Consider the following 22093-nt stretch of genomic DNA (forward strand, 5'->3'; position numbering starts at 1 on the left):
AACACAGCCGGCGAAGGGGAGGCCGATGACGATCGAGACGACGAGGCTGATCGAGGTGGAACTCGAGGGCTGGTCGCTGGACTGCTGCGGGCAGCCGTTCCGCGTCGGCGACGAGGTCAGCTGGACACTGGCGACCCTCCCGCCCCGAGCGACCGGCCCGACGCGGTACCTCGAGGAACGGCACGGGTCCTCCCTCCCTGTTCTCGACGTGACGGGAACCGTCCGGTCGCTGACCGGGCTGCTCGTCACCGGCAGGCAGCCGGCCATCGGCGAAGGCGTGGACATCTCCGACCGGTCGGAGCGGATCCTGAGGCGGTTCGACGGGTTCGACCGGTCGAGGGGCGGCTGGACCCTGCGCGCCGCACTCGAGATCGGCGCGGACGCGGAGCTGCCCCCGCCCTGGGAGCCGAGACCGCCGGCGGTCCGTGACGTGCCCCGCCCACCCGCAGAGGTGGTCACCGGTCTGCACGCGCTGCTGCGGAGGCTCCACTCCGAGTACGGCGACCGCGTGCGCATCCGATCGATGCGCGGCGGGGCGAAGGCGAGCCTCCTCCCCGCGACGGCCGGCGCCGGAGCCGTGCACTGGGCCACGGGACCCGAGCTGATCGTCGTGAACCTCGAGTACACGAGGGTGATCCTGCCCGCGGACGACGCCGGCGTCCTGCGAGTGGAGTCGCTGATCCGCGCACTGGCGGAGGGCACCCCACCGGAGACCGGCGAGTCGACTCCGCCCGTCGAGGGCCGTCAAGGGGGTCCTGTGCGGTTCGGTCGACGGCGTAGCGTTCCCACCTCGGCCTGGTGACGGCGGGCAACTGATGAAGGAGGACCATCCATGACAGCAGGATCCAGCGGCACCACGCCGACGACAGCCGTGCTCTTCGACATCGACGGGACGCTCGCCGACTCCAACTTCCTGCACATCGAGGCCTGGGCCCGGGCGTTCTGGCAGTGCGATCTCGAGGTCGCGTCGTGGCGGATCCAGCGCGCCATCGGAGCGGACGCGGGCGAGCTGCTCGGGCTGCTCCTCGAGGACGCCGTCGACGAGCCGACGCGGACGCAGCTCAAGGCGCTGCACGCCAAGAACTACGCCGAGCTGTCGGCGCGCATCGAGCCGCTGCCGGGAGCGCGCGAGCTGATCGCCGCGATCGCCGCCCGCGGTGCCCGCGTCGTTCTCGCGACCTCGGCACCGCAGGAGGAGCTCCAGGTGCTGCTGCGGGTCCTCGATCTCGGCGACTCCGTGCGCGCGATCACGAGCGGCGAGGACGTCGAGACGGCGAAGCCGAGCCCCGACCTGATCGGCATCGCCCTCGAGCGGGCCGGCGTCACGACCGACCACGCGATCATGATCGGCGACGCGACCTGGGACGTCATCGCCGCCGAGCGGGCCGGTCTGGCCACGATCGCGGTGATGTCGGGCGGGACCGGGGAGCGCGAGCTGCGCGAGGCGGGCGCGGTGGCGGTCTACGAGGACGCCGCCGCGATCCTCGCGGACCTCGACGGCGGGCCGCTCGCGAGCCTCCTGAACTGAGCGGCGGAGACGACCGCCCAGGAGGCGCGCGGCCTCAGCTCTGCGGGCGGCGACGGAGCAGGAGCAGCGTGACGCCCACGGCCGCGACCACCGCGACGAGCGCTCCGCCGATCCACAGCACGTCGCCCAGCAGCGCGGGATCCGCCGCGGACGCGCTCCCGGAGTCGTCGGACGTCGCCGCCGACTGGTTCGACACGTCGACCGTGCCGTTGCAGTCGGGCACCGACTCCGAGCCCTCGGCGAGCGCGACGTCGGCACTGGGCTGCCAGTCGAACGCGTACTGACCCGACACCGGATGGCCGTCGGTCGAGACGACCTGCCAGGTCACCTCGTACGACCCCGCCGCACCCAGCTCGAGCGGCATGGACGCCTCCGGACCGCGCACGGAGACGCAGCCGTCACCGTAGAAGAGGCCGTCGGGCCCGACGACGCGCAGCGCCGCCGCGGAGCCGTCGGTCCCCAGCACGAGCAGGTCGTCGTTGGTCGTCAGCATCAGCGCGCCCGGCTGCTCGGTGACGGTGGAGTCCTCCGCCGGAGTCGTCGAGACGAGGTAGTTGTGGGCGCTCGCCGGGGTCGCCGTCGCGACCGAGCCGAAGAGCCCGATCGCGACGGCGGCGAAGAGCAGCCCCCGGCGACTGCGCGTCACGCGGACGCCTTCGGGGCCCGGCGGCGCGACGCGAGGGCGACGGCCACGCCGACGGCTCCGACGACGAGTCCACCGACCCCCAGCACGCGCGCGACGATGTCATCACCGGACGAGACCGCGGTCGTGGCGGAGGCGGTGGTCGCCGCCACGTCGTCGCCGTCGTCGTCGGTGCCGTGATGACCGGCGCCCTCCTCCGCCGCCGTCACGACGACGGTCGGCGCGGGCAGCTCGGGCTCGTCCTCGCCCTCGACGGTCGGCTGGTCCCAGGCGGTCGAGCCCGTCTCGCAGGTCTGCAGGACCGGGAACTCGAGGGTCTGGCCCGCGGAGTCCTCGGGGAGCTGCAGCTGCAGCGAGACCGTGTCGCGGTAGCCGTCGGCGAGCGGGGTCTTGGCGGTGTAGACCACGTCCGAGACGCGCTGGGTGGCCGTGTTGCCGTGGGAGTCGGTCACGGGATCGGCGATCGCGACCTCGTTCTTGACGACCTCCCAGCTGGGGTTCACGGTCGGGCTGACCGAGTTGATGCCCTCGGGCATCGTGATCGTGAGGCCGGTGGTGGGCGAGCCGTCGCAGCCGTGCGCGAGCGAGAACGTGACGACGGTGTACGACCCTGCGGCGGTGCTGCTCGCGGCAGCGGTGACGTGCGCGTTCGCGGCGGCCGGCGCCGAGAGCGCGAGGGCGAGGGCCCCCGCGGCGGCGAGCGAGCCGCCTCCGACGAGACGCAGGCGGGAGGAGCGGGAGGAGACGGGAGACGTGGTCATGGCAGAGGAGTCCTTCGGTGGCGGCGGATCGCCGGGAGAAGAGGACGCAGCGCGGAGTCGCGGTGCGCGCGGGAACGCCGACCTGAGTCGTCCCGCGCGGGGCGACGTCAGGCGGCGAGCAGAGCCCGCACGGGGGGCCCGCGGTGCCGCAGCAGGGAGAGGACCGCGTCGAGGGCGCGGGGAGCGCGCGGCTCCGGAGTGCCGACGAGGGCGACCGCGGGCCCGGAGGGGTCGAGCAGCGCGGAGGCGCGCGCGACGATCCGCACCACGATGCGCACGATCTCGGCGCCGAGGGTCCAGAAGAGGCGCTCGCCGTGGCGCAGGGCGGCGACGGTGAGCAGTGCCGCGGCCAGGTGGGCGCCGAGCATGGCGGGCGAGTGCGCCGCGTGCCCGCCCGCACCCGCGACGAGCTCGACGGTGCCGCCGTCGTGGAAGTGCGCCCCGGTCCCGCTGGTCCCGGCGACGCTGACGTCGCCTCCGCTCCCCGTCGCGAGGAAGAGGCCGTGGTACGCGATCTGGCTCAGGAGCACGGAGGCGACCAGTCGCGGGAGGGAGAGGCGGCGGCCCGAGAGGAGGACGCAGACGACGGCCGAGAAGGCGATCGCGAGCGCGAGGATCGGCAGCGCGGGCGCCTCGGCCCCCGCGAGAGTGTGCGAGGCGGCGGCGGTCGCGGTCGCGGCGACGGCGGCGACGACGCCCCGTGCCACCCGTGCGCCTCGCGTCTGCACCTGCTCGTCTCCCCGGGGGTGATGGCCGGAATGCGCACCGTGCGCAGGCCTTCTCCCAGGGTAATCGACGGGCGGGCACCGCAGAGACCCGCGTGATTCCGGGGAGGACAGCACGTTACGAAGCCGTTACCTAGTTTGACGAGCGATTTCCAAACCCCCTCAGGGAGGGCTCCGAAGACATGTCAACGGCCGCGAAACGGTCCACACAGTTCCAGGTCCTCCGCCCCCGTGGAGACCGTCTCACGAAGGAGAAACCCCATGCGATCCACCAAGCGCACCATGCTCGCCGCATTCGCCCTGCTGGGCACCGCCACCCTCGGCCTCACCGCCTGCTCCAGCGGCAGCGACAGCACCGCCGGCTCGACCGACACCGAGTCCGAGATGTCGACCCCCATGGCCACCTCGTCCGAGATGGCGACCATGGACCCGGCAGCGAACCTCGTCGGCGCCGGCTGCGCCACCTACGCCGAGCAGGTCCCGGACGGCGCCGGCTCCGTCGCCGGCATGGCCCTCGACCCGGTGGCCACCGCCGCGTCGAACAACCCGCTGCTGACCACCCTGACCGCTGCGGTCTCGGGTGCCCTCAACCCCGACGTCAACCTCGTCGACACGCTGAACGGCAGCGAGTTCACCGTCTTCGCCCCCGTTGACGACGCGTTCGCCAAGCTCGACGCCGCGACCCTCGAGACGCTGAAGACCCCCGAGGGCGCCGCGACGCTGTCGTCGATCCTCACCTACCACGTCGTCCCCGGCCAGATCGCCCCTGACGACATCGATGGCACGCACACCACCGTCGAGGGCGGCGACGTCACCGTCACCGGTTCCGGCGACGACATCAAGGTGAACGACGCCTCGGTCATCTGCGGAGGCGTCCAGACCGCCAACGCGACCGTGTACCTCATCGACACCGTGCTGACCCCCCCGGCCAGCTAGTCACTGACGACCACGACCACGCCGAAGGGCGGGCGCCTGCGGGCGTCCGCCCTTCGGCGTTCGTGCGCGGCGGTGTCGACGGCGCGGATCCGGACACCTGCCCGGTCCTCGGCCTCGGCGCGTCTCCGGGGTGTTTCACTGGCACGATGACCGATCACGCCGACCACATCGCCGACTTCGCCGGGTTCCTGACCGCGTCCCCCTCCTCCTTCCACGCCGCGGCCGAGACGGCCCGTCGGCTCGCGGCGGCCGGATTCACCGGACTGGACGAGACGGAGGCCTGGCCGAGCGCCCCCGGCCGCTACTACGTCGTCCGCGACGGCGCCGTCATCGCCTGGCACCTCCCGTCGGGCGCCGATGCGGTGACGCCGTTCCGCATCCTGGGTGCGCACACCGACTCCCCCGGCTTCACGCTCAAGCCGAAGCCGACCATCGAGGCGAAGGGCTGGCTGCAGGCCGGCGTCGAGATCTACGGCGGCCCCCTCCTCAACTCGTGGCTCGATCGCGAGCTCGAGCTGGCCGGTCGCCTCGTGACCCGCGACGGTGCCGAGGTGCTCGTGCGGACGGGGCCGTTCCTGCGCATCCCGCAGCTCGCCGTCCACCTCGACCGAGAGGTGAACGACGGACTCAAGCTCGACCGGCAGAAGCACACGCTCCCGGTGTACGGCGTGGGCGGTGCGGCCGACGGCGACCTGCTCGGGCTGCTCGCCTCCCGGGCAGGGCTCGCGGACGCCTCGGACATCGTCGGGTACGACCTCGTCACCGCCGACACGCAGCCGCCCGCGCGCTTCGGCCTCGACGACGCGCTCTTCGCCGCCGGCCGGATGGACGACCTCAGCTCGGTCCACGCCGGCCTCGTCGCGCTGCTCTCGGCGAGTGCCGCTGACGCCTCCCCAAGGCACATCAGCATGCTCGCCGCCTTCGATCACGAGGAGCTCGGGTCGGCGACGCGCTCGGGCGCCAGCGGGCCGTTCCTCGAGGACGTGCTGAACCGGATCGGCGCGGCGCTCGGAGCGGGCGTCGACGAGCGCGCCCGGGCGATCGCCCGCTCGTGGTGCCTGTCGGCCGACGCCGGTCACTCCGTGCACCCGAACTACCCCGAGAAGCACGACCCGGTGAACCAGCCGGTCGCGGGCAGGGGACCGCTGCTCAAGATCAACGCATCGCAGCGCTACGCGACGGACGCGCGCGGCGCGGCGCTGTGGGCCGGGGTCTGCGCGCGAGCGGGCGTGGAGTACCAGGAGTTCGTCTCGAACAACACGGTCCCCTGCGGCTCCACGATCGGCCCGCTCACCGCGACCCGGCTCGGGATCCGCACCGTCGACGTCGGCGTGCCGCTGCTCTCGATGCACTCGGCGCGGGAGCTCGCCCACGTCGACGACCTCGTCGCGCTGACGCGGGCGATCGAGGCGTTCTTCGCTCCGGCCGACTGAGCGAGGCAAGCCCTCGTCGCGAGGTCGTCGCGGCCCTACGGTGTCCGGATGCAGACCCTCACGCGCCGATCCCGTTTCCACCGGCGCTTCATCGTCGAGGAGCGGTTCATGCCCGCCGCGGCGAGGCGGAGGCTGAACACGTCCGCTCTCACGCTGATCGTCGTCGGGCTTGTCGCCTTCGCGGCCCTCACCGCCCAGGTCATGACCCGCTCGGGCCTCGCGGCGCTCGACCCGGCGGTGGCGGAGTGGTTCCGCGAGCGCCGGTTCGCCGAGGGAACCGTGGTGATGGACACCCTCGCCACCGTCTTCGGGCCGGTCTACCTGCCCGCCATCATCGCCGTGGTCCTCGTGCTCTGGATCGCACTCGCCCGGCACCTGTGGCGGCCGGTGCTGCTCGCGCTCTTCATGCTCGTCGGCGTGATCAGCGTGCAGCTCGCGGCGCATCTCGTCGAGCGCTCGCGCCCGCCGATCGCGACGATGCTGCTCGGACCCGACCTGACCTTCTCGTACCCCTCGGGCCACGTGATGGGCGTCTGCGACTTCTTCCTGATCACGACGTTCCTGCTCGCCTCGCGCCGCTCCTCACCGATCTGGGCGGTCGGGGGGTATGCGCTCGCCGTGGGGATGATCGTCTGCCAGATCGTGAGCCGCCTGTACCTGGGCTACCACTGGCTGACCGACACCCTGGCGTCGTTCTCGCTGTCGCTGGTGATGCTGGGGTCCGTCATCGCGATCGACACGTGGCGGACGGCGCGGGTACCGGGCGAGCAGGTGTCCGGCGAGCTCTCGGAGGTCGGGCGCGGATAGGGCGCCGGGTGGGTCGAGTCGTCTCCACGGGCGCGGTCCGGTGGTGATCGCAGTGGGCGGGGAGCTGCGGATCGTGCTTGTCCGCGCGAGAGCGGTCGGGGGCGGTCTCGGAGGAGGGGGCGCCTCGGCTGGGCGACGGCTGCTTGCTGGTCGAGTAGCCGCGCAGCGGCGTATCGAGACCCACCAGTTCCTGCGGGAGTGCCTGTAGCGGTCTTCTACTGATGCCGGCGGCCAGAGTGTCGTCCTCGAACGGCCGCGACGGGCCCCGCGCCTCGAGCGCAGCGGGTGCGCTTCCTCCACAGGCGCGATTCGGGGGTGGGTTGTCCCGTTCGAGCGCTCGGGCCGGGTCGGTGTCGGAGGTCCTTGATTCACTATCCGTATGGAGAGAACGGGTGCGGAAGCAGCGGCGGAGGTGACGCCTGACACGGTCAGGACGCTCGCCGACCTCGCCCTGCGCGCCGACGTGACCTCCTCGCTGGCGCAACTGGCGAAGGCCACCGCGCTGTACGCCTCCTACCGCGCAGCCCGGCTGATCCCGGACGCGTTCGTGCGCGGCGGCAGCCTTGGCCGCAGCGAGTCCCGCGAGCTGTTCGAGCGGTCGATCCGCGCGGACCTCGCGGTCTCGATGCGGACCACGGAGCGGAGGCTGTCGCGCATCCTCGAACACGGGCAGCTGCTGAACGAAGACCTCCCACACACCCGCGCTGCCCTCGCGGACGGCGTCATCCTGTGGGAGGCGAGCCAGGTGATCTGCGACACCGCGAGCACCCTGCCCCGGTCATCGCGGGCCGTCTTCGACGAGCGCGCCGCCGAGGTCGCGCTCACCGCGACCCCGACGCAACTCCGGAGGGCCGTCGCGCGGATGAGGGACCAGCTGCACGACGAACCCCTCGCCGCACGGCACGTCCGAGCGCGCGCCGACCGGGGTGTGTGGGTGAGCGCGGAGATCGACGGGATGGCCACCCTCGGCGCGCTCCTGCCGGCCGAGGTCGCGATGGGCGCGTTCCACCGCATCGACCGCATCGCCCGGACCCTCCGGGACGGGACGCCCGACGGCACATCCGGCGACACCACCGTCGACGGCGCGGGTGACGAGCGGACCCTGGCTGAGCTGCGCGCCGACGCCCTCGCGGATCTGCTCTGCGACGGCGACATCGCCGGCACCACCCCCGCCGACGACGGCCCGACAGTCCCGCCGACGTTCGTCCCCGGAGTGCGTGCAGAAGTGCGGCTGACGCTCGCCGCGAGCACCGCCACCGGAGCCGACGACGCCCCGGCCGATCTCGACGGATACGGACTCATCCCCGCCGCCACCGCCCGCCGACTCGTCGGCGTCGGCGCCTCGTTCACCCGGATCCTCACCGACCCGGACACCGGAACGGTCACCTCCGTCGGCCGCACCCACCGCGTCCCACCCTCGCGGATGCGGCTCCACCTCCAGCTCCGCGACCAGACCTGCCGCTTCCCCGGCTGCACCCGCCCCGCGTCCAGGGCCGAGGCCGACCACACCCTCGAATGGCGCAACGGTGGCGACACCGCCCTCGCGAACCTCCTGAGCCTCTGCACCTCCCACCACCACGTCCGCCACGGCGACCGCTGGACCTACGTCCTCCACCCCGACGGCACCACGGAGTGGACCACCCCGACCGGCCGCCGCGTCACCACCCGACCCCCGGCACTTCCCGGGCGGCCACCCGATCCGCCACCACGACCCCGGTTCAAGGACAGACCGCCGTTCTGAGGTCGCGTCTCCGCGACGCCGAGACGACGAACGGCGCGAGCCCCTGAGGACCCGCGCCGTTCGTCGGAGATGCTGCCGTCGACTTACTCGGCGGGTGCGCTGATCTCGGTCAGCAGACGGTCACCGGGGAACGCGGCGACCATGTCGGCCTCGATCTCGGCGCGCTCGAGCAGCTCCTCCATGCGGTGGCGGCGATTGCGCGTGATGAGCGTGACGACGGTGCCCTTCTTCCCCGCGCGGCCGGTGCGGCCGGAGCGGTGCAGATAGGTCTTGTACTCGTCCGGCGCGTCGGCCTGGATCACCAGGTCGATGTCGTCGACGTGGATGCCGCGAGCGGCGACGTCGGTCGCGACGAGGACGTCGACGCGGCCGCTCGTGAGCAGCGCCAGGTTGCGGGTGCGGCGCGACTGGTTCAGGTCGCCGTGCAGGCTCGTCGCGGGGATGTCGGCGTGCTCGAGCTGCTCGGCGAGCTGCTCGGCGAACGCGCGGGTGCGGGCGAAGATCAGCGTCTTGCCCGCTCGTGCGGCGAGCTGCTCGATGATCTGACCCTTGTCGCGGTGCTCGATGAGCAGGACGCGGTGGTCGATGGTCGAGGACGCCTGGTCCTCCCCCGCGACCTCGTGGACGCTCGGCTCGACGAGGAACTCGTCGACGAGCGTCGCGACGCCCTTGTCGAGGGTGGCCGAGAACAGCAGGCGCTGACCGCCGCGAGCGGTACCGCGGAGGATGCGCTGCACGGGCTCGAGGAAGCCGAGGTCGCACATGTGGTCGGCCTCGTCGAGGACGGTGATCGTGATGCTCGAGAGGTCGAGACGCCCCTGCTCGGCGAGGTCCTCGAGGCGGCCCGGCGTCGCGATGATGATGTCGACCCCGCGCTGGAGGGCGCCGACCTGCTTGTACTGCGGGACGCCTCCGTAGATCGTCGCCGTGAAGAGGCCGACCGAGCGGGCGATGGGCTGGATGGTGCGGTCGATCTGCATCGCCAGCTCGCGGGTCGGCGCGAGGATGAGCGCACGGGGGGCGCGACCGGGCTTGCGGCCCTTGGCGCCGTCGTTCTCCATCAGGCGCTCGACGACGGGCGCGCCGAACGCGATCGTCTTGCCCGAGCCGGTCTTGCCGCGGCCGAGGACGTCCTTGCCTGCGAGCACCTCGGGGATGGTCGCGGCCTGGATCGGGAACGGCGCGGCCGCTCCCATCCCGGTCAGCTGACGGACGATGTTGGCGCCGAGGCCCAGGTCGCCGAAGGTGACGCCCTCGACGTCGACCGCGAGGGTCGAGGTCGCCTCGAGGCGCTCGAGCACGACGTCATCGACCTGGTGGGTCGGGCGCGCGGTGCGGCTCGGGTAGAAGTCGGATCCGGAGTCGCGACGCGACGGCTTGTCGTGACGGTCGAAGCTGCGGGTCGGGCGGTCGCCGCGGTCGTGCGAGCGGGCGGGGCGGGAGTCGCGGTCGAAGGAGCGCGCGGGGCGCTCAGTGCGCTCGGTGCGCTCGTCGCGGCCGTACGAACGGGCGGGGCGCTCGTCGCGGTCGTTCGAACGAGCCGGACGGGCGTCGCGGTCGTAGCCGCGGGCAGGACGGTCGGTGCGATCGAAGCTGCGCGCGGGGCGGTCGCTGCGGTCGTACGAGCGCGCGGGGCGGGCATCGCGGTCGTTCGAACGCGCGGGGCGCTCGTCGCGGTCGTAGCTGCGCGCGGGGCGGTCGGTGCGGTCGAACGAACGCGCGGGGCGCTCGTCGCGGTCGTACGAACGGGCCGGGCGGTCGGTGCGGTCGAACGAACGCGCGGGGCGGGCATCGCGGTCGTACGAACGGGCCGGACGGTCGTCACGGTCGTTCGAGCGCGCCGGGCGGGCATCGCGGTCGTAGCCGCGCGCGGGGCGCTCGTCGCGGTCGTAGGAGCGCGCCGGGCGGGCATCGCGGTCGTAGCCGCCGCGCTCAGCCGGACGGGCGTTGCGCTCGGACGCGCGCTCGGCGCGCTCGTCGGCGTTCCAGCGCGCCTTCTTGGGCGCGTTCTCGTCGACGGGGCGGTAGCCGCGGTGGCCCTCGCTGCGCGCGCCGGGCTTCGCCGCGGGGAAGCGCGGACGGCCTCCGAGCTGCGACTTGCCGCTGGAGGGGCCGAAGCGGTTGGGCTCGAAGTTCTTGGCGGGGCGCCCGCCGGCGGGCTTCTTGTTCTTGGGCATGACTGCTGCTTCCTGGGTTCAGGTCGTGCGCGAGCAGACTGCGGCGATCAGCACCCTCGTGGGGGCGTTCGAGCGCAGGCCTGCGAGAACCCGGGCGACGTGCTCCGGCTCTCGAGGGACGAGAGTGGACGATCGCTGATCGGGGCCGATTCACACATGTGATTTATCCGACGACGACTGTCGTGGATCCGGCCCGCTTGACTGACAAACCCATCCGCGCGTCAGCGCACGGAGTCAAGAGCCGACCGCAGGAGTCTACAGGGCGGGTGGGGCTGCTGGCTAGGGCGCGGTCGCGCTACTCCGACGCCCGCCGCGCGCGGTACGCCGCCACGTTCGCCCGGTTGCCGCAGTTGCCGGTGTCGCAGTAGCGCTTCGAGCGGTTGCGCGAGAGGTCGACCAGGACGGCCTCGCAGTCGTCGGCGGCGCAGATCCGGATGCGGTCGCGCTCGTCACCGCGGACGACGTCGACGAACGCCATCGCGGCCTCGACGACGATGCGGGTGGCGAGCGGGCTCTCGTCGCGGGTCGCGTGCAGGTGCCAGCCGTAGATGCCGTGCCGGACGAGCTGCGGCAGCGCCGGCGCGTCCTCGAGCATCCCGTTGACGATGGCGACGAGATCCTCCTCGGCCCGGCTCAGCCAGAGCGAGCGGAGCGGTGCCCTGACGGCCCGCACCGCCTCGAGCTCGTCGGGGCTGTGCTCGCGACTGCCGGTGTAGCGGTTCTCGCGCACGAAGTCCTCGAGCTGCTCGAGGGTGGCCAGCTCGTCCTCGCCCGAGTGCGAGAGCTCGGGGAGGGTGTTGACGAGCACGGCGGTCGCGGTGAGTGCCGCCTCGACGTCATGAGCGAAGACCATGTTGACTCCTGACAATGCGAACGGTTAGTGTCACGAGCATAACGCCCGACACTCCTGAAAGGGGCCGCTCGTGACGACCTCCGCGACGATCCCCGCCCCGATCTCCACGCCCCCGCGCCGTCTCGGTTCCGGCCTCGTCCTCGCCCTGGCGGCCGCCGCCGCCTTCGGGCTCGGCGGACCCTTCGTGAAGCCGCTGCTCGAGGCCGGCTGGACCCCCGCCGCCGCCGTGCTCTGGCGCGCGGGAGGCGCGGCACTGATCCTCGCGATCCCGGCCGCCCTCTCCCTCCGCGGCCGCTGGCACGTGCTGCGCCGCAACCTCGGCACGATCGCGCTCTACGGAGTCTTCGCCGTGATCGCCGCGCAGCTCTGCTTCTACAGCGCGATCGAGCACATGTCGGTCGGCGTCGCGCTGCTCATCGAGTACCTCGCACCGGTGTTCCTCGTGCTCTTCGCCTGGGCGCGCACCAGGAAGCACCCCGGCCGCTTCACCCTGGGCGGGTCGGCGCTCGCGCTCCTCGGACTGGTGCTCGTGCTCGACCTGTCGGGCCAGGCCACTCCCGAGCTGGTCGGCATCGCCTGGGCGCTCACCGCCTCGCTCGGCCTCTGCGTCTACTACGTGATCGCCGGCCGGATCGACCCCGAGCTGCCGCCGCTCGCCCTCACGGCGGGCGCGATGACGGTCGGCGCCGTGCTCCTGCTCGCGCTCGGCGCGGTGGGGGTCGTGCCGCTGCGGGCGAGCTTCGGCGACGTCGTCTTCGTCGGCGCGGAGGTGTCGTGGCTGCTGCCCGCCGCCGTCATCCTCGGCATGTCGACGGTGACGGCCTACCTGCTGGGGATCGCCGGCGGATCCCGGCTCGGCACCCGGATCGCCTCCTTCGTCGGCCTCACCGAGGTGCTGTTCTCGATCGTCGCGGCATGGGCGCTGCTCGGCGAGCTCCCCGCGCCGATCCAGTTCGCGGGCGGTGCGCTGATCCTCGTCGGCGTCGTGCTCGTGCGGCTGCAGGCGGAGGCGCCGAGCGAGGACCCGGCGGAGGAGACGGAGCCCTCCGTACCGCTGTACACCCCCTGATCAGGGGGTTGCTCTAGGCGCGGAGCCCGCGGGCGCTTACGCTCGTCTCACCCATGCGCGAGCCTCTCCGACCCACGCGATCCTTCGCCCTCTCTGCGGCGATCCTGGCGCTCACCGCGGCGGTCCTCACCGGATGCTCGAGCGCTCCCGTCTCGGAGCCGATCGCGCAGGCGGCGGGGGCTGCTCCCGTCACCGAGTGGTCCGACATCCCCGTCGAGTCCGACCTCGTCTACGACGACACGACGGGACAGGCGGTCGACGTCTGCTCGCCCGTCGACGCCGCGGCGGCAGCCCTGCCCGCGGTGCTCGTCGTGCACGGCGGCAGCTGGGCGCGCGGCGACAAGGCCGACGAGAACTGGCGCCCGCTCTGCCAGTGGCTCGCCTCCGAGGGCTTCGTCGCCGTCTCGGTGAACTACCGCCTCGCCCCCGACGCCGTGTTCCCCACCCAGATCGACGACGTCTCGGCGGCGCTCGACTGGATCCTCGAGCCCGAGCAGACCGAGCGGTTCGGCATCGACCCCGAGCGCGTCGCGGCGTTCGGCGGATCGGCCGGCGGCAACCTGGTCTCCCTCCTCGGCACCCGGGAGGCGACCGCCTCGCGCCTGGCGGCGGTCGTCGACCTCAGCGGCCCCTCCGATCTGACGGCGGCGGGCCTCGCCGACGACGACCCGGTCGTCGGCGTCGCCGGCGCCGTCCGCACCTACCTCGACTGCACCGACCTCGCCGCGTGCCCCGCAGCCGAGGAGGCGTCGCCGCTCGCCCACGTCGACGGCACCGAGCCCGCCTTCTTCATCGCCCACTCCGCGAACGAGCGCATCGCGCTCACGCAGTCCAGCGCCTTCGCCGAGGCCCTCGAGGCCGCAGGCGCGAGCGTCGACTTCGTCGTGGTTCCCGGAGCCCTGCACTCGATCGCCATGCTCGACGACTCGCTCCGCGCCACGATCGTCGAGTTCCTGCACGCGCAGCTCGATGCACCCGCGGAGCAGACGCTGTCGCTCGAGGCCGGAGCGGCGGACCCGGCGTCGTGACCGGCGGAGTCGTCGTCACGCTCGAGCGCGGCGACTCGCCCGATCTCGCGGCCCTGCTCGCGCCGCCCCCACCCCGGCACGCGCGCGTCTTCGCGGCCCGCGACTCCTCCGACCGCCTGCTCGGGGCCCTGGCGCTCGCGCCCGGACCGGACGACTTCGCCGAGCTGCTCGCCGCGGTCGTCCTGCCCGGGGCACGCCGCTCCGGAGTCGCCCGGCGCCTCGTCGCCGCGGCCGAGGCCTGGGCGCGGGTCCAGCGGATCCGCACGCTGCGGTTCCGCGCCCCGGCCGACGCGACAGACGCCCTCGCCGCCGCTCCCGCCCTCGGCTTCATCGAGATCGACGGATTCGGCCCCTACGTCGGCGACGCGGCGAGCGTCTGCTTCGCCAAGGCGATCTGACCCCTTCAGCCCTGCGGAGTCAGGCACGCAGCAGCGCGGTCACGACCGCCGCGCTGAGCACGACGACGACCAGCGGCGCGCGCAGCAGTGCGGCGATCGCCCCGGCCGCGACGCCGGCGGCCCGGGAGGCGTGCGCCGGCTCGGTGCCGTCGGCGAGCGCCGACACCAGCGCGACCGCGACGAGCAGGACGACGGTGCCGCGGTCGAGGAGGCGCCCGGTCGCCTCGCCGAGATCGATCCGGTCGCCGAGCGCGGCGCCGCCCGCGCGCAGAGCGAAGCTCCCGACGGCGAGGACGACGATGCCGAGCGTGACCGCCGCGGTGCTCACGCGCGCCTCCCGGCGACGACGAGCCCGGTGAGCGCGAGCACCGGAGCGAGGCCGAGCGGAGCGGTCGGCAGCACCGCGAGCGCGACCACTCCCCCGGCCACCGCGGCGGCCGCGGTCCGGGCACTCCGCAGGGCGGGCAGCGCGAGGGCGAGCAGCACCGCGGGGAACACCGCGTCGAGGCCGAGCGCGGCCGGGTCGGCGACGACGGCTCCGAGCAGCGCTCCGAGGAGGGCGCCGACCGGCCAGGCGACCGCGACCGCGATGCCCGAGGACCAGAACAGCGCTCGGCGGCGCTCCAGGGTGGCGCCTGACATCGCCAGCGCCACGGTCTCGTCGTTCGCGAGGTGGGCTCCGAGGAGGCGGAGCGGCCCGCCGGGCAGGAACGCACCGACCGTCATCCCGTACGGCAGAGCGCGCGCGTTCACGAGCAGCGCGGCGAGCGCGGCGGCCAGCGGGGCGCCTCCGGCCGCGATCACCCCCACGAAGAGGATCTCGGCCGACGCACCGAACACCGCGACCGCGAGCAGGAGGATCTGCCAGAGCGGGAAGCCCGCTCCCGCGGCACCGAGTCCGTAGGAGACGCCGACGACGGCGACCGAGACGCTCACGAGGGCGATCGAGCGGCGGTCCGCGGCCACGAGCGTTCGGAGGAGCGAACGTACGGCGCTTATGGTGGACATGCGGCCATCGTGCCGCCCCACCGCCCGTTCGTCAAGTCGAACGATCGATCAGGAAGGCGAACGCCTTGACCGACTCCCCCCGCGACCTCGTCGCCTCCGCCCTCCGCCGCGAGCGCGGACGACTCGGCCTCAGCATCTCCGAGATCGCCCGCCGCGCCGGCATCGCCAAGTCGACCCTCTCGCAGCTCGAGGCGGGCGAGGGCAATCCCAACCTCGAGACGCTCTGGGCGCTCGGCGGCGCCCTGGGCGTCCCGTTCTCGCACCTCGTCGAGCCGCCCCGGCGCACCGTTCAACTGATCCGCGCCGGCGACGGGCCCCGCATCGCCTCCGCCACCGCCGACTACGTGGCGACCCTGCTGAGCGCCTGCCCGCCCGGAGCGCGCCGCGACGTCTACCTCGTCGCCGGCGAGCCCGGCACCGCCCGCGACTCGGCCCCGCACGCCCGCGGCACCGTCGAGCACGTCGTGCTCTCGACCGGCCGCGCCCGCGTCGGCCCGGCGGACGCCCCGGTCGAGCTCGGCCCCGGCGACTACCTGTCCTACCCCGGCGACGAGCAGCACGTGTTCGACGCCCTCGAGCCGGGCACGACCGCTGTGCTGGTGTCGGAGCACGTCTGAGGCGCTTCAGTCGAGCGCGCAGCCGACCTCGTCCGACAGCGCGTGGGCGATGCGCGCGCGGTGGTCGGGCGACATCTCCGGCAGCGCGTCCAGCGCGAACCAGCCGACCTCGCTCGACTCCTCGTCGGCGACGTGGGCCTCGCCCGAGACGTAGCGTGCCCGGACGGTGTGGTCGAGGTACTGCGCGCGGTCGCCGTTCGGGTACCGCATCGGCGCGAGGGTGTGCACCCAGACCAGGCGCTCGACCTCGATGAAGACTCCGGTCTCCTCGAGCGCCTCGCGCACGGCGGTCGCGGCGACGGTCTCGCCCGGGTCGATGACGCCGGTCACCGGCGTCCAGGCGCCGGTGTCGGCCCGGCGCACGAGCAGGACCTGCTCGTCGCGGAGGATCACCGCGGTGACGCCGGTCAGCCAGAGCAGCTCGGTGCCGATCCGCTCGCGCAGCCGGAGGATGAACTCGGGAGTCGCCACCGCGGTCAGGCCGTGCGCGCCGGGTCCTGGGGCCGGAAGTCGAACGCGACGACGCCCGCCGTGTCGAGGAACGGCCCGACGAACGCCTTGAAGGCGTCGTGCGCCGGATCGAACAGGCCGGGCCCGTCGACGGCCGGCCGGCCGACGTAGTAGTTGAGGTCGCCCTCCGACGCGAAGGTCAGCAGGAACGCGCGGTCGAAGCCCTCGCCCGCGCCCTCCGTGCTGAGCTGCGGACCGGTCTCGAGCGAGACGATGTACGGCCGGCCGTCGCGGACGCACTCGTCGGCGAGCGCCGCGAAGCGCTCCGTCACCGCATCGACCTCCGAGATCAGCGCCGTCGGGCGGAAGCGGAAGAGGACGATGTGCCGCAGGGTGCCGGGGCGGAAGTCGGTGTCGACGTAGCGCTCGGGACCCACCTCGGCGAGGACCGCCGCCGCCCGCTCGGGTCCGCTCCTCCAGCGGGAGCCGATCGTGGTCGAGTCGGCCGTGCTGGTGCGAGTCATGCCGATGCCCTCTCGGCGCGAGCGGCACGCCGCCGCTCACGATACCCCTCGACCAGGTTGTAGACGACCGGCAGCACGACCAGGGTCAGCACGGTCGAGGACACGAGGCCTCCGATCACGACGATCGCCAGCGGCTGCGAGATGAAGCCGCCGTGCCCGGTGATGCCGAGCGCCATCGGGAGCAGCGCGAAGATCGTCGCCAGGGCCGTCATCAGGATGGGGCGGAGCCGCCGCTCGGTGCCGTGCAGCAGCGCCTCCCGCACCGGCATCCCGCGCTCGCGGTACTGGTTCACCAGGTCCACGAGCACGATCGCGTTCGTCACCACGATGCCGATCAGCATCAGCACGCCGATCAGCGAGGGCACGCCGAGCGGCACGCCCGTGATCACCTGCAGCGCGATCGCCCCGGTCGCCGCGAACGGCACCGACACCAGCAGGAGCAGCGGCTGCAGCAGCGAGCGGAAGGTCGCGACCATCACGACGTAGACGATCAGGATCGCCACCAGCAGCGCGATCCCGAGCTGCGAGAACGCGTCGCTCTGGTCGGCCGTGACTCCGCCGAGCGAGGCCGAGACGCCCGCGGGCAGGTCGGTGTCGTCGATCGCCGACTGCACGGCGAGGTTCGCGGAGGCGAGGTCGTCCCCCTCCGGGGTCACGGTGATGGTGGCGGTGCGCTGGCCGCGCTCGGTCGTGATGCTGGCGGGCCCGTTCGTCTGCTCGACGGCGGCGAGGGTCGACAGCGCGACCTCGCCGGTGAGCGTCGGGATCGGCAGCGCCGAGAGCTCGTCGATCGTCGCCGGAGGCTGCGCGTCGGCGAGGTAGATCGAGAGCGTCCGGTCGTCGATCACTACGCTGCCGGCCTGGGTCGGCTGCAGGGCCTGGCTGACCAGCGTGCCGACGGCGACCTCGCTGAGTCCCGCCTCCGCCGCCGCCGCGCGATCGACACGCACGGCGATGTAGGGCAGGGAGGAGGAGAGGTTGCTCTCGGCCTGGCTGATCCCGTCGGTGCCGCGCAGCGCCGCGAGCAGGGTGTCGTTCGCGCTCTGCAGATCGCTCTGCGACGCGGTCGAGAGGTCGACCTCGATGTCCGAGGAGGCGCCGAAGCCGGAGGCGGCCGAGACGCTGATGTCGTCGGGCGAGGCGATCGCGCCGAGCGCATCGCGCACGTCGGTCTGCACGACCTCCTGGTCGGCCGACTCGTCGGTGGTGACCGAGTAGCGGATGGAGGTGCCGCCTCCGCCGCCGCCGAAGGCGCTCTGCAGGCCGCCGCCCGACGAGCCGATCGTGAGCTGGACGGTCTCGACTCCGCCGACGTCGAGGATCGCGGCGCTCGCCTGCTGCGCCGTGGCGTCCTGCGCGTCGAGGCTCTGCCCGACCGGGACGGTCTGGGTGACGGTGAAGGTGTTCTGGCCGCTGGAGCCGAGGAAGTTCGTCTTCATCAGCGGGTAGAGCGCGCCGGTGCCGACGAGCACGAGCAGCGCGAGCAGCACCGTCGCGACGGAGTGCCGCAGCGTCCAGCCGATGATCGGGCCGTAGACGCGCTGCAGGGCGGAGGCCCGGCGGGGAGCGGCATGCGCGCCGTGATGCGGGGGCGCGTCGTCGTGCGCGGTCTGCTCGCCCGCCGCGCTGCGCTCCTCGGCGAGCGCGGCCTGAGCGGCCTCGCGCACGCCGGCGCGCTTCGAGGGGCGGAGGAACCAGTACGCCAGCACCGGCACGATCGTCAGCGCGACGATCAGGGAGGCGAGCAGCGCGATCGACACGGTCAGCGCGAACGGCCGGAACAGCTCGCCCGTCGTGCCGCCGACGAACGAGATCGGCAGGAACACGGCGACGGTCGTGATGGTCGACGCGGTGATCGCTCCGGCGACCTCGCGGACGGCGACCGCGATCGTGGCCGCGCGCTCCTCCCCCGCGTCGAGGTGCCGCTTGATGTTCTCGATGACCACGATGGAGTCGTCGACCACGCGGCCGATCGCGATCGTGAGGGCGCCGAGCGTGAGGATGTTGAGCGTGTAGCCGGCGGTCTGCAGGCCGATGAAGGTGATCAGCACGGAGGTGGGGATCGAGATCGCCGTGACCAGGGTCGAGCGCACCGACAGCAGGAACACGAGGATCACCAGCACGGCGAAGACGAGGCCGAGCGCCCCCTCCTGCGCGAGCGACTCGATCGAGTCCTGGATGTAGGGGGCCTGGTCGAAGACCGACGTGAACGTCGCGCCGTCGCCGAGCGACGCCTCGAGGTCGGGCAGGAGCGCGGTGACACCGGTCGAGACGTCGACGGTGTTCGCCGCGGGCAGCTTGGTGATCGAGAGGGTCAGCGCGGGCTGGCCGTTGACGCGCGAGATCGAGGTGATCGGGGCGTCGGTGACGGCGACGGTGGCGACGGCTCCGATCGTGGTGGGGGCGGTGGGGGCAGCGGTGAACGACGACTGCGAGGGCAGCAGGGGCAGCGCCGCGATGTCGTCGGTCGAGCCGAGCTTGACGCCCGACTGCACCGAGAAGGTCGAGCCGTCCTGGGTGATCTCGCCACCGGCGACGAGCACGCCGTTCTGCTGCAGGGCGGTGCGGATGTCGTTCACCGTGAGCCCGGCCGCGGCGAGCTGAGCGTCGTCGGGTGTGATCGTGACGCGCTGGGCGCTCTCGCCGACGAGCGCGGCCTCGCGGACGCCCTCGACCTTCTCGAGATCGGGGATGACGCTGGTGCGCAGCTCGCTCGCGAGCGCCTTCGCGTCTCCGTCGCTCGAGACCGCGAGCTGCAGCACCGGCAGATCGTCGAACGAGCCGGTGACGACCTGCGGATCCACGCCCTCGGGCAGCGTGCTCTTGATGCGGTTGATCGCCTGCAGGATCTTCTGCTCGGCGGTCGCGAGGTCGGTGCCGTAGACGAAGGACGCCGAGATCAGCGACGAGTTCGTCGACGAGGTCGCGCTCGTCGTCTCGAGCCCGGGCACGCCCTGGATCGCGGTCTCGATCGGCGTCGAGACGTCGTCGTTGACCACCTCCGGTGCGGCTCCGGGATAGCTCGAGATCACCGCGAGCTGCGGGAACGAGATCGACGGGGCGAGCTCCTGCTTGAGCCCGGTGAGGGCGACGCCGCCGAACACGGCGATGACGACGGTGACGAGGGCGATGAGGGCCCGGTTCTTCATGCTCAGGACGGCGAGGAGATGCACGCTATGAGTCTTCCATCAGCCAGCTGAGTATTCAGCTACACCACGTCGGCCAGCTACACCACGTCGGCCAGGTACCCCGCGTCCGCCACCGGGTGCCGGGCGACCTGCGCCCACGCGGCGGCCAGCGCCTCCACGGCACGGTCGGTGACCTCGGGCGAGTAGCCGATCGGGATGCGCAGGAAGCGCTCGAACGCTCCGTCGATCCCGAACCGCGGACCGGCGGTGATCAGCAGGCCCGAGGTGCGCGCGGCGAGCGCCAGCTGCGAGCTCGCGGGGCGGCCGAGGCCGACCCAGGTCGACAGACCGCCCGAGACGCGCGGGACGCTCCACTCGGGGATCGCGCGGGCGAGCGCCGCCTCGAGGTGGTCGCGGCCCGCTCGCAGCTGACTGCGCCGCAGCTCGAGGACGCCGTCCATCCGCCCGAGCATGTCGGCGACCAGCAGCTGCTCGAGGATCGGGCTGCCGAGGTCTCCCGCGCTGCGCGCCGCGACGAGCTTGCGGATCACGCTGCGCTCGGCGCGGATCCAGCCGATCCGGATGCCGCCCCACAGCGTCTTGCCGACCGAGCCGATCGAGAGCACCGTCCCCTCCGGCCCGTAGGCGGCGAAGGGCAGGGGGGACATCCGCCGGTCGATGTCGAGCTCGGCCGTCGTCTCGTCGGCGACGATCAGCGTGCCCTGCCGGGCCGCCGCGGCGATCGCGCGCTCGCGCAGCTCCGGGGCCATCGAGCGGCCGGTCGGGTTGTGGAAGTCGGGCATCAGGTAGGCGAGCGACGGGCTCGTGCCGCGCAGCGCCGCGATCAGGCCCTCGCCGTCCCAGCCGTCGGCTCCGTCGACGTTCACCGGCACGAGCCGGGCGCCCGCGAGGCGGAGCGCCTCGTAGGCGTGCGGATAGGTGGGCGCCTCGATCAGGGCGCGGTCGCCGCGGGCGAGCAGGGTCCGCGCGACGAGGGCGATGGCGTGCTGGGCGCCGATCGTCACCATGATCTGGCCGGGCTCGGTGCGCAGCCCCCGCTGCGTGTAGCGGTCGGCGATCGCGCGACGGAGGATCGGCAGCCCGACGGTGTCGTACGAGCCGGCGTCGAAGTGGTCGGCCATCCGCTCGGCGGCGCGGGCGTACGCCTCGGAGAGCTCGGGCACGGCGGGGAGGGCCGCCTTGGTGAAGTCGAGGAAGTCGGGCGCCAGCGACGGCACCGCGTGCACGACCGCGCCGGGCAGGCGCGTCACGCTGCCCGAGCCCCGCACGCTGACCAGGTAGCCGCTCTCGCGCAGCTCCCTGTAGGCGGCGGCGACGGTCGTCCGGCTGACGCCGAGCCGGGTCGACAGCTCGCGCTCGGCGGGCAGGCGGCTGTCGGTCGGGATCCGGCCGTCGATGCTCAGGAGCCGGATGCGGTCGGCGAGCGCGAGGTACGCGGGCCGCGTGCCGCGCTGCTCGCGCCAGTCGCCGAGGAGGGTCTGCAGGGCGCGCACGCCGAAGTGGACATCAGCCATGCGTCCAAGGTAGCCGGATTGGACCGCGCGACAAAGGCCAATCATGAGGTGGGATGAGATCCATGACCACCTCCGCCCCGGCACTCGTCGCCGCTCCCTCCCTCAGCCAGTGGCGCTGGCGGCCCGTTCCGCGCCTGCTGATCGGCCTGATGCTCTACGGCTTCGCCGACGCGATGATGATCCGCGCGGGCATCGGAGTGGATCCGTGGACCGTCTTCTCGCAGGGCCTCTCACGCCAGACCGGACTGGGGATCGGACTGCTCACGAACGTGATCGGCCTGCTCGTGCTGCTGCTGTGGATCCCTCTGCGGCAGCGCCCGGGCCTCGGCACGGTGCTGAACGTGCTCGTCGTCGGGACGATGATCGACGTCGGGATCGCCGTGCTGCCCGCTCCCGAGCTGTGGTGGAGCCGCGCGCTGCTGTTCGCGGGCGGACTGCTGCTGCTCGCCGTCGCCAGCGGGATCTACATCGGAGCGCGCCTGGGCCCCGGGCCCCGCGACGGCCTGATGACCGGGCTGCACGCGCGCACCGGGCTGCCGATCTGGATCGCCCGCTCGGGCGTCGAGGTCACCGTGCTGCTCGTCGGCTGGGCGCTCGGCGGCGACGTCGGCCTCGGCACCCTGCTCTTCGCCGCCCTGATCGGGCCGCTCTGCTCGGTGACGCTGCCCCTGTTCGGCGTGCGCAGGCACTGAGACACGGCGAACGCCCCGCCCGGGGACCCGAGCGGGGCGT

The 22093-nt window shown here is 73.1% G+C and carries 22 protein-coding genes; 11 read left to right on the top strand and 11 right to left on the bottom strand.

The annotated features are described in order from the left end of the window. The first annotated feature begins 25 nt into the window (after positions 1–25). Positions 26–802, top strand: a complete 777-nt coding sequence (locus tag GSU68_RS14365) for a DUF6578 domain-containing protein (protein ID WP_159909368.1) — start codon at positions 26–28, stop codon at positions 800–802. A gap of 30 nt (positions 803–832) precedes the next feature. Then, on the top strand, positions 833–1528 hold the full coding sequence (locus tag GSU68_RS14370; RefSeq protein ID WP_159909369.1) for an HAD family hydrolase: 696 nt from the start codon (positions 833–835) through the stop codon (positions 1526–1528). A 34-nt stretch (positions 1529–1562) separates the two neighbouring features. Here GSU68_RS14370 and GSU68_RS14375 read toward each other — a convergent pair whose 3' ends face one another. The 3 genes from GSU68_RS14375 to GSU68_RS14385 all read right to left on the bottom strand — a co-directional run bounded on the left by GSU68_RS14375 (position 1563) and on the right by GSU68_RS14385 (position 3639). Continuing rightward, positions 1563–2174, bottom strand: coding sequence for a copper resistance CopC family protein (locus tag GSU68_RS14375; protein WP_159909370.1), 612 nt, complete (start codon positions 2172–2174; stop codon positions 1563–1565). Further along, on the bottom strand, positions 2171–2932 hold the full coding sequence (locus tag GSU68_RS14380) for a YcnI family protein (protein ID WP_159909371.1): 762 nt from the start codon (positions 2930–2932) through the stop codon (positions 2171–2173). Before GSU68_RS14380 ends, GSU68_RS14375 begins: the two co-directional genes overlap by 4 nt. A 107-nt stretch (positions 2933–3039) precedes the next feature. Beyond that, positions 3040–3639 (bottom strand): hypothetical protein, encoded by a 600-nt coding sequence (locus GSU68_RS14385; RefSeq protein ID WP_159909372.1) that lies wholly within the window; start codon positions 3637–3639, stop codon positions 3040–3042. A 279-nt stretch (positions 3640–3918) separates the two neighbouring features. Here GSU68_RS14385 and GSU68_RS14390 point away from each other — a divergent pair, with 279 nt between their 5' ends. The 4 genes from GSU68_RS14390 to GSU68_RS14405 all read left to right on the top strand — a co-directional run bounded on the left by GSU68_RS14390 (position 3919) and on the right by GSU68_RS14405 (position 8574). Next, positions 3919–4593, top strand: a complete 675-nt coding sequence (locus tag GSU68_RS14390; RefSeq protein ID WP_159909373.1) for a fasciclin domain-containing protein — start codon at positions 3919–3921, stop codon at positions 4591–4593. Between the two features lie 146 nt (positions 4594–4739). Next, positions 4740–6026, top strand: coding sequence for a M18 family aminopeptidase (locus GSU68_RS14395; protein ID WP_159909374.1), 1287 nt, complete (start codon positions 4740–4742; stop codon positions 6024–6026). Between the two features lie 48 nt (positions 6027–6074). Next, a complete protein-coding gene (locus tag GSU68_RS14400; protein WP_159909375.1) occupies positions 6075–6833 on the top strand; it encodes a phosphatase PAP2 family protein in 759 nt (252 codons plus the stop codon). A 412-nt stretch (positions 6834–7245) separates the two neighbouring features. Continuing rightward, a complete protein-coding gene (locus GSU68_RS14405) occupies positions 7246–8574 on the top strand; it encodes an HNH endonuclease signature motif containing protein (RefSeq protein WP_159909376.1) in 1329 nt (442 codons plus the stop codon). 83 nt (positions 8575–8657) lie between these two features. Here GSU68_RS14405 and GSU68_RS14410 read toward each other — a convergent pair whose 3' ends face one another. After that, positions 8658–10751, bottom strand: coding sequence for a DEAD/DEAH box helicase (locus tag GSU68_RS14410; RefSeq protein WP_159909377.1), 2094 nt, complete (start codon positions 10749–10751; stop codon positions 8658–8660). Between the two features lie 295 nt (positions 10752–11046). Beyond that, positions 11047–11604 carry a CGNR zinc finger domain-containing protein gene (locus tag GSU68_RS14415; protein ID WP_159909378.1) on the bottom strand — a complete coding sequence of 186 codons (558 nt, stop codon included), beginning with the start codon at positions 11602–11604 and terminating at the stop codon, positions 11047–11049. A 70-nt stretch (positions 11605–11674) separates the two neighbouring features. On the opposite strand from GSU68_RS14415, the gene GSU68_RS14420 reads away from it, so the two are divergent. From GSU68_RS14420 to GSU68_RS14430, 3 genes are read left to right on the top strand one after another with little or no spacing between them, the layout of a single operon-like run. Next, entirely contained in the window at positions 11675–12673 is a 999-nt protein-coding gene (locus GSU68_RS14420; protein ID WP_208544577.1) for a DMT family transporter, read from the top strand. A gap of 53 nt (positions 12674–12726) precedes the next feature. Further along, positions 12727–13701, top strand: coding sequence for an alpha/beta hydrolase (locus GSU68_RS14425; RefSeq protein WP_159909379.1), 975 nt, complete (start codon positions 12727–12729; stop codon positions 13699–13701). Then, positions 13698–14099, top strand: coding sequence for a GNAT family N-acetyltransferase (locus GSU68_RS14430; RefSeq protein WP_159909380.1), 402 nt, complete (start codon positions 13698–13700; stop codon positions 14097–14099). Before GSU68_RS14425 ends, GSU68_RS14430 begins: the two co-directional genes overlap by 4 nt. A 19-nt stretch (positions 14100–14118) precedes the next feature. On the opposite strand, the gene GSU68_RS14435 is transcribed toward GSU68_RS14430, so the two are convergent. Next, positions 14119–14427, bottom strand: a complete 309-nt coding sequence (locus GSU68_RS14435; RefSeq protein ID WP_159909381.1) for an AzlD domain-containing protein — start codon at positions 14425–14427, stop codon at positions 14119–14121. Then, positions 14424–15107 (bottom strand): AzlC family ABC transporter permease, encoded by a 684-nt coding sequence (locus GSU68_RS14440; RefSeq protein WP_159909382.1) that lies wholly within the window; start codon positions 15105–15107, stop codon positions 14424–14426. The genes GSU68_RS14435 and GSU68_RS14440 overlap by 4 nt, the downstream gene beginning before the upstream one ends. 65 nt (positions 15108–15172) lie before the next feature. Here GSU68_RS14440 and GSU68_RS14445 point away from each other — a divergent pair, with 65 nt between their 5' ends. Continuing rightward, entirely contained in the window at positions 15173–15724 is a 552-nt protein-coding gene (locus GSU68_RS14445) for a helix-turn-helix domain-containing protein (RefSeq protein ID WP_208544578.1), read from the top strand. A 6-nt stretch (positions 15725–15730) separates the two neighbouring features. Here the strand turns inward: GSU68_RS14445 and GSU68_RS14450 are convergent, their stop codons facing one another. From GSU68_RS14450 to GSU68_RS14465, 4 genes are read right to left on the bottom strand one after another with little or no spacing between them, the layout of a single operon-like run. Next, a complete protein-coding gene (locus GSU68_RS14450; protein ID WP_159909383.1) occupies positions 15731–16195 on the bottom strand; it encodes an NUDIX domain-containing protein in 465 nt (154 codons plus the stop codon). Between the two features lie 5 nt (positions 16196–16200). Then, complete coding sequence (locus GSU68_RS14455) at positions 16201–16698, bottom strand: Dabb family protein (RefSeq protein WP_159909384.1); 498 nt, start codon at positions 16696–16698, stop codon at positions 16201–16203. Continuing rightward, positions 16695–19871, bottom strand: coding sequence for an efflux RND transporter permease subunit (locus GSU68_RS14460; RefSeq protein WP_159909385.1), 3177 nt, complete (start codon positions 19869–19871; stop codon positions 16695–16697). The genes GSU68_RS14455 and GSU68_RS14460 overlap by 4 nt, the downstream gene beginning before the upstream one ends. Before the next feature lie 53 nt (positions 19872–19924). Beyond that, a complete protein-coding gene (locus GSU68_RS14465; protein WP_159909386.1) occupies positions 19925–21361 on the bottom strand; it encodes a PLP-dependent aminotransferase family protein in 1437 nt (478 codons plus the stop codon). Positions 21362–21510: 149 nt separating this feature from the next. Between GSU68_RS14465 and GSU68_RS14470 the strand changes: the two genes are divergently transcribed. After that, positions 21511–22053: a hypothetical protein gene (locus tag GSU68_RS14470; RefSeq protein ID WP_159910314.1), complete on the top strand. Its 543-nt coding sequence runs from the start codon at positions 21511–21513 to the stop codon at positions 22051–22053. The last annotated feature ends 40 nt before the right edge of the window (positions 22054–22093 follow it).

Origin of the sequence: Rathayibacter sp. VKM Ac-2759 (assembly GCF_009834225.1) — a bacterium.
GTDB lineage: Bacteria > Actinomycetota > Actinomycetes > Actinomycetales > Microbacteriaceae > Rathayibacter.

Coding starts and splice junctions, on each gene's coding strand:
- GSU68_RS14365 (WP_159909368.1), top strand. CDS start 26: ATGACGATCGAGACGACGAGGCTGATCGAGGTGGAACTCGAGGGCTGG.
- GSU68_RS14370 (WP_159909369.1), top strand. CDS start 833: ATGACAGCAGGATCCAGCGGCACCACGCCGACGACAGCCGTGCTCTTC.
- GSU68_RS14380 (WP_159909371.1), bottom strand. CDS start 2,932: ATGACCACGTCTCCCGTCTCCTCCCGCTCCTCCCGCCTGCGTCTCGTC.
- GSU68_RS14390 (WP_159909373.1), top strand. CDS start 3,919: ATGCGATCCACCAAGCGCACCATGCTCGCCGCATTCGCCCTGCTGGGC.
- GSU68_RS14395 (WP_159909374.1), top strand. CDS start 4,740: ATGACCGATCACGCCGACCACATCGCCGACTTCGCCGGGTTCCTGACC.
- GSU68_RS14400 (WP_159909375.1), top strand. CDS start 6,075: ATGCAGACCCTCACGCGCCGATCCCGTTTCCACCGGCGCTTCATCGTC.
- GSU68_RS14410 (WP_159909377.1), bottom strand. CDS start 10,751: ATGCCCAAGAACAAGAAGCCCGCCGGCGGGCGCCCCGCCAAGAACTTC.
- GSU68_RS14415 (WP_159909378.1), bottom strand. CDS start 11,604: ATGGTCTTCGCTCATGACGTCGAGGCGGCACTCACCGCGACCGCCGTG.
- GSU68_RS14425 (WP_159909379.1), top strand. CDS start 12,727: ATGCGCGAGCCTCTCCGACCCACGCGATCCTTCGCCCTCTCTGCGGCG.
- GSU68_RS14440 (WP_159909382.1), bottom strand. CDS start 15,107: ATGTCCACCATAAGCGCCGTACGTTCGCTCCTCCGAACGCTCGTGGCC.
- GSU68_RS14455 (WP_159909384.1), bottom strand. CDS start 16,698: ATGACTCGCACCAGCACGGCCGACTCGACCACGATCGGCTCCCGCTGG.
- GSU68_RS14465 (WP_159909386.1), bottom strand. CDS start 21,361: ATGGCTGATGTCCACTTCGGCGTGCGCGCCCTGCAGACCCTCCTCGGC.
- GSU68_RS14470 (WP_159910314.1), top strand. CDS start 21,511: ATGCTCTACGGCTTCGCCGACGCGATGATGATCCGCGCGGGCATCGGA.